Below are 11,847 nucleotides of genomic sequence, written 5' to 3' on the forward strand. Positions count from 1 at the left end.
GCAAGGCTGAGAGTTCCCTATGCTTACGCGAGAGGCATATCTGTACTGGGTAATCAGTTTGGTCGAAATGGGTTGTCAAAAAGAAAACTCGTGTTTCATTATGAGTACATGACGCCGCTTGGTCAGTACAAGATTCAACACCCGCATCCGTGGGTTGTTGGTCGCTATAACAACGGAATGTATATTGCTAACGGACAATTTTATTTTCATACACCAGCACATCGTGACCTATTGGCTGTAAATTTGACTGCTAATGTGTCAGGGGGCGGACAATCGTTCCACGGATCGGCATCGGTTAGAACTGCCATTGCGGGTTCTGGCTCGGTTGACGGCAAGAAAGGCCACTATTTTAACTGGTGTTATTTGGATCAAGATGTAGACGCTGCTTCAAAAGGTCGTGGTATTAACTCGAATCACAACGTGTTCTGGAATAACAAGCACGGCCAATGGGTCAGTGTTGATACAGAGATACATCTAAATGACGTAGGCCAAAACAATGGCACTATCGCGATTTATGAAGACGGTGTTTTGATGCAATCAACATCAGGATTGGGCATCGTCGGCACAGCAGACCAACTGGCCGACGGTTGGGCGTCATTGTATGAGCATTACACAGTTCAGAACACAGTAGAAGAGAGACTGTATATTCGCAATCAGATTATATTGGGCAAGGACTAATTCATAGCCGCACAAGTAAGTGTGGTTACGATAGAAGCAGTATCATAGTAATCAATGCTGCAATTACCACCGCTTGGGACAATTTGAGAGTCAACTAATTTAATAAATTCCTCTCCCGTTTGGCGAGCGCTACAGGTCACAGCCATTGCAAAGTCGCCGGGTTCGCAACTAGTTGGACAGTTGCCGCCGCCAAACATGCCATTAGGTGCGGCATTGCAAACCCTGACTACATGGTAGAACGGATTGGGAGGAGGGGTAACTGTTATTGACTCGCCAATAGTTATATTTTCAAATCTCTGGTTAGTAGAATGATTGATGACAATGTAAGTGCCAGGGGGAAGGGATGAGCAGGTATCGCCACTACCTTGGCAAATACTCACGGTTCCATTGGAATTTTGAATTTCCCACCAGTCATCGCCGGACATATCGGGCAATGCGGCAAAAGCAGCAGACGAACACAGCAGCGTAATAACAGCAAGATAGGTTTTCATGATTGATATCCAATTATCAGTTGTGAGGTTGTCGGGTGGTTGCATCCATCCGATAACAAGGAATTTAGCACAGGACAATTTGAGAGTTTAGGTAATGACACCATTTAATCGAAGGGCTAGGTAATGCCAGCAGGTCAAAAAATTGAATACGCCGAGCAGCGACCGCTTGCTGAATGGTCGGGTTATGCCAATCTACAGGCACAACTCGCGGCAGTAGGCGATGATGAAGCTGCTAGATCCGCACTAATCGCCACGATTCCTGAAGGGTACAAATGGTCAGCTGATGAGGCAAATCAGGTTAAAGAGGTTGTTAATAGCCTGCGTGATGATTTTGATGCGCATGCGGCCGACAATTCTGTGCATGGCGGCAATGGCTCGCCTACTGCACTAGCATCAGTCTTCACCACCGACAACCCAAACACTGGTGCATCAACGGTACTCACGCACGATTTGAACGAAAGAGCAATTACACAGGCTCAAGCGATTTCAGATGCACAAGCTGAAGCGTCTCAAGGTGTATCAAAAGCCGATAACGCGCAATCAACCGCTAATCAAGCGGTCAGCAATGCCTCTGCTGCACAAACGACAGCAGATAATGCAGGAACAGCAGCAGCAGCAGCTCAAAGCACGGCAGATGGTGCGCAGTCAGACGCAACAGACAGCCGCACAGCGCTGGATATCGTCGGCAAGACATACGCAGTCCCCAACAACACGACATTTGCAGCGCCAGAACAGCCTACTGCCACTGAGATAAAAGCCTATCAAGTCGCGAATTACCCGAGCCTAGCAGAACACGCTCTATTCAGGTACGAGACAGCCGACAACGTTCTATGGCTGTTCTCGATGGACAAGGACGGCACGATGCACTTTGCCAACAAGCATGATCCAGGCATGGAAGGCGGTATCTATGTGGTGCCTGTATCGTCACCTGACACGCTCAGAAGCGACGTTCACGCCAATAAGCTGCGGCACTACCGCATTACAGCAACAAGCCCGACAGTGGCTGTAACAACGCCTGATGGCGATGTGCAAGCGGTTGAATTCCCTGTGCCAGTACCGTTAAAGACGACGGACAAATTCAGGGTTGAACGTCAGAGCACGTCAGATATTTGGCTCAATGGGACATTTGAAGGCGATTCACCGATTATTGATCAGGATCAACGTTCACTGATGATTACGGCTAAAAGTGATTTGTCAGGTTGGTATTGGAGTAAGGCTTAGTCGTGAGTGATAACGAAACACCTTCAGCACTGACTGATCGTCAGGTGCGATTTTGTCAAGAATATATTGTTGATCTGAACGCTACACAGGCATATATCAGGGCAGGTTACGCAGAGGATTCAGCTGACGCAAACTCACATCGGTTTATGGGAAATGAAGGGATAAAGGCATATATCCAGGAATTGATGGATAGGCGTGCAGAAAGGCTCAGAATCACCGCTGATGAGGTGCTGGTTAGCATCGATAAGATGAGGAAGGCCACGGTCAAGAGTTTGTTTGACGGCGAGGATCGGGTTCTCAGGGTGTCTGAGTGGGATGATGACTTTGCCAGCGCTGTCAACGGCATTAAATTCACAAAGCAGAAGTCCGCAGGCTCTACAGCTGAGAATCCTATCTACGACGATGTGATTGATGTAAAGCTGGTAGACAAGAAAGGTGCAACAGAGTTGCTTGGCAGGCACCTGAAGTTGTTTGCCGACAAGGTGGAGCATTCCGGTTCCGTGACCCTCGCCGTGACCACGCCAGATATGACTCTTGAAGAGGCCACTCGAATCTATCAAGACAACCTAAAGGCGTTTGATGACTGAATGGTCGCCTGATTACCTGAAAATCATTCAGTGGCGCAATAATCAGTTATTTGACTTCAAGAACAACCCGAGCAAGCTCGCAGCGGCCAAAGTTTACTACCGCAGTAATCCGGTGCAGTTTATTGAGCACTGGGTCAACACATACGACCCTCGTAACGCAGGCAGTGACAAACCATCGAATATGCCATTCGTGCTGTTTGATCGACAGAAAGACATGATTGCGTTTCTGTCCCAGCTTATCGAAGAGCAAGAGAATGGGCTTGTCGAGAAATGCCGCGACATGGGTGCGACGTGGGTTTGCTGTGCATTCAGCGTGTATATGTTCTTGTTTCATCCAGGCTCTGCTATTGGGTGGGGTTCTCGGAAAGAAGCGCTGGTTGACCGAATCGGTGATCCAGATTCGATATTCGAGAAAATGCGCATGATATTTCGCTCGTTACCGAAAGGCTTTATGCCTAGCGGTTTTGATGAAAAATCCATGTCATACATGAAGATTATCAACCCTGAAAACGGCTCAACGATAACCGGCGAATCTGGTGACAATATTGGCCGAGGTGGTCGTTCACTGATCTACTTCAAGGACGAGGCTGCGCATTACGAGCGGCCCGAAAAGATTGAAGCGGCACTGGCTGATAACACGAACGTTCAGATAGACATATCGTCTGTTAACGGCCTGGGCAATGTGTTTCATCGCAGGCGTGAGGCTGGCGTTGATTGGGTTGGTGAGGTCGTCAAAGGGCATACAAACGTGCTGGTGATGGACTGGCGAGACCATCCGCTAAAGACTAAAGAATGGTATGAGGCACGACGTAAAAAGGCCGAACAAGAAGTCATGTCGCACGTTTTCGAGCAAGAAGTTAACCGAAATTACGCCGCATCCGTTGAAGGTATATTGATTCCGTCTGACTGGGTGTCAAGTGCAATAGATGCTCACGTGAAACTCGGGTTTTCGGACGATGGCGGGTATATGGCGGCGCTCGATGTTGCAGACGAGGGTAAAGACACGAACGCGCAGTGTGTGAGAAAAGGCGTCGTACTTCGCTCAATCGATGAATGGTCAGAAAGAGACACAGGCGCTACCGCTAGACGATCTGTAGCCGCGCTGGAGGGTAAAACAGCATCCGTGCAATACGACTGCATAGGGGTAGGTGCAGGCGTCAAGGCAGAGACTAACCGGCTTGCCGATGAGGGACTGATGCCAAAAGGGTTGAAATACATCGCATGGAACGCAGGCGCAGGCGTCTTAAAGCCTGATGACTATGTGATTGAGGGTGACAAGGAATCACCGACAAACAAAGATTTTTACACCAACTTGAAGGCGCAGGCCGGATGGGAATTGCGCAGGCGATTTGAACGAACTCACAAGGCAATCACAGAAGGAATTCAGTACGACAGTGATGAGCTGATCAGTATTGATTCAACGATACCACTACTTAGAAAGCTGCAAAAAGAACTATCACAATCGACTGTCAGCAGAGGCGCGAAATTGAAGTTATTGATCAACAAGACACCGGACGGGACGAAAAGCCCGAATCTGGCTGATGCGGTTGCTATGTGCTATTTCCCTGTGCCGTCGTCGTCTAGCTACACCCTAGACAACCTATGAACGTATTCGACGGCCTCAAAAGCCTGCTAGGCGGATTGGGCGACATCAACCGCGATAAGTCTGCTGGCATCTCGTTTGAGGAAAACACGCTAGACGATCAACAGCTGATGAACGCTTATTCGTCAAACTGGATTGCGCGAAAGATTATTGATATTCCAGCTGAAGATTCTCTGCGAAAGTGGCGGCGATGGGAATCAGATAATTCAGACTTGATTGAACTGGAAGAGCAACGGCTAGGACTTAAAGCAAAGGTCAAAGAAGCGTCAATCAAAGGTCGCATGCTGGGTGGCGCTGCGATTTATATTGGTACCGATCAAGAGCCAACAGAGCCTTTGAATCCTGAGACAATAAAAAAAGGCGGCATTAAATACCTAACAGTGATGACGCGCCGAGAGCTGACAGCGGGCGAGCTTGAGCAAGACCCGGAAACACCGTACTACGGCAAGCCTAAAGACTACACAATCAGCAGCCAGAGAGGACAAGTGACCATTCATCCGTCACGCCTGATCCTGTTCTACGGGCATGAATTAGCCGATATCTGGACAACCGGGGGTGCGTATTCAGGTTGGAGTGAGAGTGTCTTAAAAGCTACTTGTGATGCAATAAAGCAGGCAGGCGGGACATTTGCGAATGTGGCGTCCCTGGTGTTTGAGGCTAACGTGGATGTGATTCATGTTCCGGACATGCTCCAGAATTTAAGCAGCGATGAATATGAAAAACGGCTACTGAAACGATTCACGGTCGCGGCTACAGCGAAGGGTATCAATAGAACATTGGTGCTCGATGGTGAGGAAAAGTACGAACGCAAGGGCGCAACATTCACCAACCTTCCCGAATTAATGGAAGCCTTTGCGCTGTACTGCGCAGCATCCGAAGACATCCCGGCTACACGATTCCTGGGTCGTTCACCGGCAGGCATGAGCGCAACCGGCGAAGGTGATTTAAACAACTATCACGACAAGCTACAGGCCATGCAAACGCTTGACTACGGGCCTGCTATGCACCTGTTTGATCAATGCCTGGTTCGTTCGGCGGTCGGTAGTTATCCAGAAGGCACTAAGTACGAATGGACGCCGCTGAAACAGATGACCGAGGTTGAGCTTGCAGGGATATTTGCAAAGCTGGTGGAAGCGCTGAAGAACTTGCACGAAATGCACGTGTATAGCGGTAGCGAGATGCGTCAGATAGCCACACACAGGCTTACAGAGGTGGGCGTATTGCCGCATCTGGAATCACTGATTGATGAAAACGTGCATGTGTTGGGCGATATCAACGGCAATACCTTAAAAGAGCTGGTTGCAGCCGAGGCGATGGGCAAGGTTGATGCTGGGACCGCTATCGACTACCTGATTAACGCTGGCATGTACAAGGGAAAAACACGCGATCAGGTTATAGCGTCAACAAACGCAGAAGATGAACGCCAACAGGCAATAGCCGTGGGAATGCAATGAAAACAGTGAATTTTGTAGAAGACGCAGAATTATCCGGCGTTCGTGAGACCAGTGACGGGTATTTGGTTGCCGAGGTGCGATGCGCCAGAACAGGTATCCAGAATTACGCAGGTTCCGAAGTTGGGCTGATGGATCAGGATGTCGTTCGCGTCTATCGGCCAGAGGCGGAAGTGTTTTCAACTGATTCGCTGAGCACGTTCTCTGGAAAGCCAGTAACTAACGACCATCCCCCTGAAATGGTCACAGCTGATAACTGGAAGCAGTACGCGGTTGGCGACATTGGTGAGGATGTCCTACGAGACGGACAGTACATCCGAGTGCCTATCAAGGTGATGGATGCGGCGGCAATCAAACAAATCAAAGACGGCAAGCGTCAGGTGTCGATGGGATACACCAACAGCTTGTCAATAGAGCAAGGCACAACGCCAGAGGGTGAAACCTATGACGCTGTGATGCGCGACCTGAAGATGAACCATCTTGCGATAGTTCAGCGAGGGCGGGCAGGTAGTGACGTTCGCATAGGCGACAGCTGGGGAGCATACCCGATAACCAAAGATGAGAAACCAACGATGACAACGAAGACCATCACGGTTGACGGCCTGACAGTTGAAACGACTGATGCGGGCGCGAAGGCCATTGAAAAACTACAGCGGGATAATCAGGCATTGCAAGATGCTGCGACTACCGCTCAATCCAGTCACGATGCAGCGCTGCAAGAGCAGAAAGCAGCTAGTGATGAAGCTATTGCAGCGAAAGACGCAGAGCTGGCGACAAAGGATGCTGAAATCGACAAGCTGAAGGCCGAGGTGCTGACAGATGCTGATCTCGACAAGCGTGTTGCCAATCGATCTGCACTGGTGTCCAAAGCAACCAGCATCGTTAAGGATGCAAAGTTCGACGGCAAGACTGATCTTGAAATCAAGACCATCACTGTTGACAGTGTTCGCGGCGATAACTTCTGCAAAGACAAGGCAGACGCCTATATTGATGCCGCGTTTGATTTGCTTGAAGTGAAAGCGGACAAGTTCCGAGATGTTGTGAAATCGCAGGACAAACAAACACAGGATGATGATGACAACGGTCAGGATGCCTACGAAAAGCGGCTAACTGACGCTTACAAATCCACCACTGGAGCCGCTGCATAATGGCTATTCAAACTACTTATGGCGAAACAATGGATGCCGGTCGTATCGGTGCCATTGTTGACACGAACGATAAGACGCTTATCAGTCGAACTGCGGAAGTTGGCTCTATTGGCTTCGGTCTGCCTGTTGTACAAGGCGCGGCTGATGACGGCTGTTGGAAGGCGAAAACAGGCGATACCGCTATTCTGGGTATTTCTGTTCGTGACCGGTCTACTTTGGATGATGAATTCAAGGTTGGCGAATCCGTGCGTGTGATGACTAAAGGCGTTATCTGGGTGACGGCTGCTGTTGCGGTTGCCGCTGGGGAGCCAGTCACTGTCGTTGTGGCATCAGCCACGTTCAGTAATACAGGTGGGGTCGCTATTGCGGGTGCTACCTATGACTCTTCCGGCGATGCCGGTTCACTTGTAAAAGTTCGACTGGCGTAACGAGGGCCATTAGACAATGAAAATCAACTTCACCGCCGACGCAATGCAGGCGGCAATGACTTTTGTTGAAAAGCAAAAGACACACATCGAATCCGGTGTGAACGCAACGGTCTACCCTGAGATTCAGTATCCGTCTCTGATCCCGGTAGATACATCTGCTCACCCGTTTGCCAAATCAGTGACGTATTACTCTTCTGACAAGTTCGGAAAGGCAAACTGGATTAATGGCAATTCAGATGACATTCCACTGGCAGGCACTGAGCTGGCTCAACACGAGACACAAGTGTACATGGCAGGCATCGGTTACGGCTACGGTTTCGAGGAAATCAATCAGGCGCAGCTTATGGGTGTCAACCTGAGTAATGATGACGCGATGGCTGCACGACGAGCCTATGAAGAGATGGTTGATCGTGTCGCGCTGTATGGCGATGCATCAAAAGGGTTTCAGGGGTTGGTCAGCAATACGGCGGTGACTGCGACCAATGTTACAACCGGTGACTGGAACAATGCGGCCACTACTGAGGATCAGATTCTTGATGATGTCAATGAGCTGATTCTCGGAGTTGCGACTGACACTGCCTACACGTCAATGGCAAACACCCTTCTGCTGTCAAACGCAAAGCTGAGTAAATTGGCGACCAAGCGCATTGACGGTACGGGCACATCATTGATGGAGTACCTGCGCAAGAACAACACCTACACACAGATGACTGGCCAACAACTAACCATCAAGGGTGTTCGTGGCCTGGAAACAGCTGGCACGGGTGATGAGTCTCGAATGATTGCCTACAGTCGCGACCCTCGGGTCATGAAAATGCATATTCCTATGCCTCATCGATTCCTGCCTGTCTATCAAGACGGCCCGCTGAATTTCGTGATCCCCGGCGTGTTTCGACTGGGTGGCCTGGATATTCGTTATCCGCGTGAAGTTCGATACGGAGATGGCATCTAATGGCAGACGACAACAACCAGACAGCGAACGCGAAAGCTGCGAAAGACAAGCCGGTCAAGGTGAAAAACATGTCAAAGCAACGACTCAGTATTTGTGGCGTCGATATCGACGCCGAGTCAGAGGCCGAGGTGCCTAAGTATGCCGAGAACGGCGTACTCAAGCGCTGGATCGAAAAGAAGATCATCAGCGTATCGTGATGAGAGGATGGCGACCGGGTTCCGGCTCGGTCGCCTGATTGTATGGACTATATCGACGCAGTTTTCCAGGCCGCTCATGAGCGCGAAGGCTACGCGAAAGGCTCAGCCACGCGCATACTCAACTTTCTGCGTGAATTGGAGCTGGATATAGACACGAAGCTCAGGGCGCGTATTGCCCGCCTGAGTGAGCGTGACAAGAACAATTTCGTCCAGGGTCGTAGTCGTGGCCAGTATTCAACTGAGCGCCTTACACAGCTTCTGGCAGAGATTCAGGCGCTGTCTGTGCGATGGGCGAAGATTACCGAGGACAACATCAAGCTGTCGGCTAAAGAGCTGGCGGCGGCAGAGGTAGCGCTACAAGCCGAGGTTATGGCCATTCAGGGTGTATTAGGACCAACCGTATCAGTGCAGCAAGTGGTCAGTGCAGCCTATGCGCAGCCATTAATGGCAAGACCGTTGAAAGAGTATTTCAAGGACCAAGAGACAGCTGTTAAGCGAACAATCACCAATGCGCTGCGGCGTTCGTTTGTGTCAGGCGAGACAGTTGACGAGGCGGTCAAGTCGATTATTGGCACCAATGCGTTAAAGGGACGCGATGGTGATTTGCGTAAGCATCGACAGGGTGTTGAGATGCTTGTCAGAACCAGCTTTAATCATTTGTCGAACGTAGCGACGCAGGAAATGTTTCGCAATTTGGGTGTCCGTAAGTGGCGGTACTTATCGGTATTGGACAACAGGACTTCCACGATATGCGCTGGGTTGTCGGGTACCGAGTGGTCGGTATCAAACAGAAGAGCGCCATACCCGCCAAGACACCAGAATTGCAGGAGTCTTGCCATATGGGGTGATGAGCCGCTAGAAGGCACTCAGGCGTCCAACATGGCCAAGCCGGGGCAGGTTCCAGCCAACTTGACGTATGAAGAACTATTAAAGCGCCAGCCTGTCGCATGGCAGCGTGAGCAATTCACCGCATTACAGTGGAAGCTATGGCGCTCTGGCGAGGTGAGTCTTAGAGGGTTGTCAGACACCAAAGGCACTCGCGGCCTGACGGATGGGGAATTGAGACTCAGGTACGCCAGAACAATTAGGCAGCTAGGCGAATCTCGTCAAGCGGCGTAGAGTATAATTAGCGGACGCTTGGAAGGTTGCACCCGACCAAGCGCCCTACCAATCACTTAACGAATGAGGTTAAGGTCATGGCGAAAGCTATTGTAGACGGCGAAATATGTTCGTGCGAGATTTGCGGGTCACAGTTTCAATTTAATAAGCGAAAATCAAATAGATTTTGCGGGATGGCATGCTATAGAGCATGGCAGAAAGGTCCAAATTTCATTCCCGGTAGGACAGCAAAATTATCTGGCTTTTGCAAGGCTTGCCACGGACCGGTTTACAGGAGAAATGCGTCAACCAAGCGGAACGGGGATAAGTCGGATGTTATTTTCTGCAATAGAGATTGCTACGACAAATTCAGGGCAGACAGCAGAGCTGCCTATATTTCCAATAACTCAAAACGATGCAAAGGTTGCGAGCGGACAGTCAGGCCGGATAGGAGTGGAGCTAAGACGCCAGAATATTGCAGCATGGTGTGTCGCATCCAGCATAAACAACCAGACCCGCAACTATGCTTAAATTGCGGTTGTTGTTTTTCAGCGATAAAATGGTTCAAAGGGCGCAACAAAGCCACCAGGGTTGCAGGCGCAAAAACGTGCAGCCACCGTTGTAATATTGAGTGGATCAAGCGAAATCCAGAACGCAAGAAAAAGATAAGCAATGCCTTTCAGGGTAAGAAACACCCGAATTGGCAAGGCGGTTCATCAAGAGGTGTTGATGGAGGATATCGCGGACCGGGATGGGCGGCCATTGCGGAGAAGGCAAGGAAACGAGATGGGTATGTATGCCAAGACTGCGGAATCACTCAAGAAGCCCATGGGAAAGCTCTTGAAGTACACCACAAAATTCCGTTTAATCAGTATCAGGGCGGCAACACAAAGGCAAACCGGATGAGCAACCTGACAACCCTGTGCAAGTCATGCCACACAACTGCCGATTGGAAGTGGCGTCGTGAAAACGCAGTGCAAGTGATTATGTCATTTGATGCGGCCTGAACTAAAGGCCAGATACGCGAGCCTATTCCGTGAAAAATCAGCTCAGGCAGCGTAATATGAGCGCCATGCCGAAGCCCGATTTATCCATCGTTCAGCCAGGAATGCCCGAGATCAAGCGAGCATCCTGCCCGGTGCATGGCGTATTAACCCGCACCCTGATAATGGGTGAGACGCCGATGATGAATGACAAAGGTCGAGTGGATAACCGATGCCGTAAGGCGCACTATTGCCCTGAGTGTTTTCTGAAGGGTGAGTATCGAGAGGTTGGTCGGTAATTTTTCACATGACTTGCGCGAACCTCGTGATAAATTTATGCCAACTCAATCACGAATAACCGACATGGAAAGCAACAGCACGAATTACCCAGTCCCAGATGACAATACTGGTGGAATCGTCTTTCTCGGCATATTGGCGCTGGCGCTGCTGTTCGGGATACTGAAGATATTCGGCCCTGAAGCAGAGGCCAAGCCGATGACTCACGCAGAGCTACGAGATGAGGCGCTGAGTTCGTGCCGGGTCCATCACATCGAAAAAGGCGTTGATGTCGGCATATTTGGCGGCAGTCTGGTTGAGGATGTGGATGGAGGTCAATTCTTTGTCATTACTGAGACAAAGGATGGAAGGAACAGAACGTGCAGGATTGGCAAGGATGGTAAGTTCGTTATTGAATCGAACTAAATAGCCCGAACAAGCACGACCCACGAAGCCGCCGATTGAGCGGTTTTTTTATTGCCCACGATTTGAGATTCAATGAGCCGACTAACCATTACAGAAGCTGACAACCTGCTCAGTCATAGTGCTGCTTGGTTAGCACTGGATGATGATACAAAAGAGCGCCATATCAGCACAGCGATTCTGTGGCTCAACTACACGTATGAATGGCGTGGTTGTATTGCGTCATGCCCGGTCCCTCAGTCAACACTCTCTGGCTATCCGTACACGTTCCCGGCTGTCTATACAGAATCACAAGCAATGGAAGCCGCAGC

General features: G+C 50.0%; 16 protein-coding genes. 14 read left to right on the forward strand and 2 right to left on the reverse strand.

The features are described from left to right. Window positions 1–678 (forward strand): hypothetical protein (locus Q0688_RS27360; protein ID WP_299085262.1); only part of this gene is annotated, 678 nt, incomplete at its 5' end. On the opposite strand, the gene Q0688_RS27365 is transcribed toward Q0688_RS27360, so the two are convergent. Further along, on the reverse strand, window positions 675–1,169 hold the full coding sequence (locus tag Q0688_RS27365; protein WP_299085265.1) for a hypothetical protein: 495 nt from the start codon (window positions 1,167–1,169) through the stop codon (window positions 675–677). The genes Q0688_RS27360 and Q0688_RS27365 overlap by 4 nt on opposite strands. Window positions 1,170–1,292: 123 nt before the next feature. On the opposite strand from Q0688_RS27365, the gene Q0688_RS27370 reads away from it, so the two are divergent. Together Q0688_RS27370 and Q0688_RS27375 are read left to right on the forward strand one after the other, a co-directional pair. After that, window positions 1,293–2,390, forward strand: coding sequence for a hypothetical protein (locus Q0688_RS27370; RefSeq protein WP_299085267.1), 1,098 nt, complete (start codon window positions 1,293–1,295; stop codon window positions 2,388–2,390). 2 nt (window positions 2,391–2,392) lie between these two features. Continuing rightward, complete coding sequence (locus Q0688_RS27375) at window positions 2,393–2,977, forward strand: terminase small subunit (RefSeq protein WP_299085270.1); 585 nt, start codon at window positions 2,393–2,395, stop codon at window positions 2,975–2,977. A 46-nt stretch (window positions 2,978–3,023) separates the two neighbouring features. Here Q0688_RS27375 and Q0688_RS27380 read toward each other — a convergent pair whose 3' ends face one another. Next, on the reverse strand, window positions 3,024–3,311 hold the full coding sequence (locus Q0688_RS27380) for a hypothetical protein (RefSeq protein WP_299085273.1): 288 nt from the start codon (window positions 3,309–3,311) through the stop codon (window positions 3,024–3,026). A gap of 87 nt (window positions 3,312–3,398) precedes the next feature. Between Q0688_RS27380 and Q0688_RS27385 the strand changes: the two genes are divergently transcribed. The 11 genes from Q0688_RS27385 to Q0688_RS27435 form a co-directional block, all read left to right on the forward strand. After that, complete coding sequence (locus tag Q0688_RS27385) at window positions 3,399–4,583, forward strand: hypothetical protein (RefSeq protein ID WP_299085276.1); 1,185 nt, start codon at window positions 3,399–3,401, stop codon at window positions 4,581–4,583. Then, window positions 4,580–6,034, forward strand: a complete 1,455-nt coding sequence (locus Q0688_RS27390; RefSeq protein WP_299085279.1) for a DUF1073 domain-containing protein — start codon at window positions 4,580–4,582, stop codon at window positions 6,032–6,034. Before Q0688_RS27385 ends, Q0688_RS27390 begins: the two co-directional genes overlap by 4 nt. Then, on the forward strand, window positions 6,031–7,179 hold the full coding sequence (locus tag Q0688_RS27395; protein ID WP_299085282.1) for a DUF2213 domain-containing protein: 1,149 nt from the start codon (window positions 6,031–6,033) through the stop codon (window positions 7,177–7,179). The genes Q0688_RS27390 and Q0688_RS27395 overlap by 4 nt, the downstream gene beginning before the upstream one ends. Next, on the forward strand, window positions 7,179–7,607 hold the full coding sequence (locus Q0688_RS27400; protein ID WP_299085285.1) for a hypothetical protein: 429 nt from the start codon (window positions 7,179–7,181) through the stop codon (window positions 7,605–7,607). The genes Q0688_RS27395 and Q0688_RS27400 overlap by 1 nt, the downstream gene beginning before the upstream one ends. A 16-nt stretch (window positions 7,608–7,623) precedes the next feature. Then, a complete protein-coding gene (locus tag Q0688_RS27405) occupies window positions 7,624–8,559 on the forward strand; it encodes a DUF2184 domain-containing protein (protein WP_299085288.1) in 936 nt (311 codons plus the stop codon). After that, entirely contained in the window at window positions 8,559–8,756 is a 198-nt protein-coding gene (locus Q0688_RS27410) for a hypothetical protein (RefSeq protein ID WP_299085293.1), read from the forward strand. Before Q0688_RS27405 ends, Q0688_RS27410 begins: the two co-directional genes overlap by 1 nt. 135 nt (window positions 8,757–8,891) lie before the next feature. Next, window positions 8,892–9,875, forward strand: a complete 984-nt coding sequence (locus tag Q0688_RS27415; protein WP_299085296.1) for a minor capsid protein — start codon at window positions 8,892–8,894, stop codon at window positions 9,873–9,875. A 461-nt stretch (window positions 9,876–10,336) separates the two neighbouring features. Beyond that, window positions 10,337–10,861: an HNH endonuclease gene (locus tag Q0688_RS27420; protein ID WP_299085299.1), complete on the forward strand. Its 525-nt coding sequence runs from the start codon at window positions 10,337–10,339 to the stop codon at window positions 10,859–10,861. Between the two features lie 101 nt (window positions 10,862–10,962). Continuing rightward, on the forward strand, window positions 10,963–11,136 hold the full coding sequence (locus Q0688_RS27425) for a hypothetical protein (protein WP_299085302.1): 174 nt from the start codon (window positions 10,963–10,965) through the stop codon (window positions 11,134–11,136). 37 nt (window positions 11,137–11,173) lie between these two features. Then, window positions 11,174–11,539: a hypothetical protein gene (locus Q0688_RS27430; protein ID WP_299085305.1), complete on the forward strand. Its 366-nt coding sequence runs from the start codon at window positions 11,174–11,176 to the stop codon at window positions 11,537–11,539. A 72-nt stretch (window positions 11,540–11,611) separates the two neighbouring features. Beyond that, the coding region (locus Q0688_RS27435; RefSeq protein ID WP_299085308.1) for a hypothetical protein at window positions 11,612–11,847 on the forward strand (236 nt) is incomplete at its 3' end.

Source organism: uncultured Paraglaciecola sp. (assembly GCF_937123705.1).
In the GTDB taxonomy this organism is placed as follows: Bacteria; Pseudomonadota; Gammaproteobacteria; order Enterobacterales; family Alteromonadaceae; genus Paraglaciecola.

Bases quoted from the DNA above. Each gene is read 5' to 3' on its own strand.
- Q0688_RS27400 (WP_299085285.1), top strand. From the start codon at position 7,179: ATGGCTATTCAAACTACTTATGGCGAAACAATGGATGCCGGTCGTATC.
- Q0688_RS27430 (WP_299085305.1), top strand. From the start codon at position 11,174: ATGCCAACTCAATCACGAATAACCGACATGGAAAGCAACAGCACGAAT.
- Q0688_RS27395 (WP_299085282.1), top strand. From the start codon at position 6,031: ATGAAAACAGTGAATTTTGTAGAAGACGCAGAATTATCCGGCGTTCGT.
- Q0688_RS27365 (WP_299085265.1), bottom strand. From the start codon at position 1,169: ATGAAAACCTATCTTGCTGTTATTACGCTGCTGTGTTCGTCTGCTGCT.
- Q0688_RS27405 (WP_299085288.1), top strand. From the start codon at position 7,624: ATGAAAATCAACTTCACCGCCGACGCAATGCAGGCGGCAATGACTTTT.
- Q0688_RS27410 (WP_299085293.1), top strand. From the start codon at position 8,559: ATGGCAGACGACAACAACCAGACAGCGAACGCGAAAGCTGCGAAAGAC.
- Q0688_RS27420 (WP_299085299.1), top strand. From the start codon at position 10,337: ATGGTGTGTCGCATCCAGCATAAACAACCAGACCCGCAACTATGCTTA.
- Q0688_RS27425 (WP_299085302.1), top strand. From the start codon at position 10,963: ATGCCCGAGATCAAGCGAGCATCCTGCCCGGTGCATGGCGTATTAACC.
- Q0688_RS27370 (WP_299085267.1), top strand. From the start codon at position 1,293: ATGCCAGCAGGTCAAAAAATTGAATACGCCGAGCAGCGACCGCTTGCT.
- Q0688_RS27390 (WP_299085279.1), top strand. From the start codon at position 4,580: ATGAACGTATTCGACGGCCTCAAAAGCCTGCTAGGCGGATTGGGCGAC.
- Q0688_RS27380 (WP_299085273.1), bottom strand. From the start codon at position 3,311: ATGAAACAAGAACATATACACGCTGAATGCACAGCAAACCCACGTCGC.
- Q0688_RS27385 (WP_299085276.1), top strand. From the start codon at position 3,399: ATGATATTTCGCTCGTTACCGAAAGGCTTTATGCCTAGCGGTTTTGAT.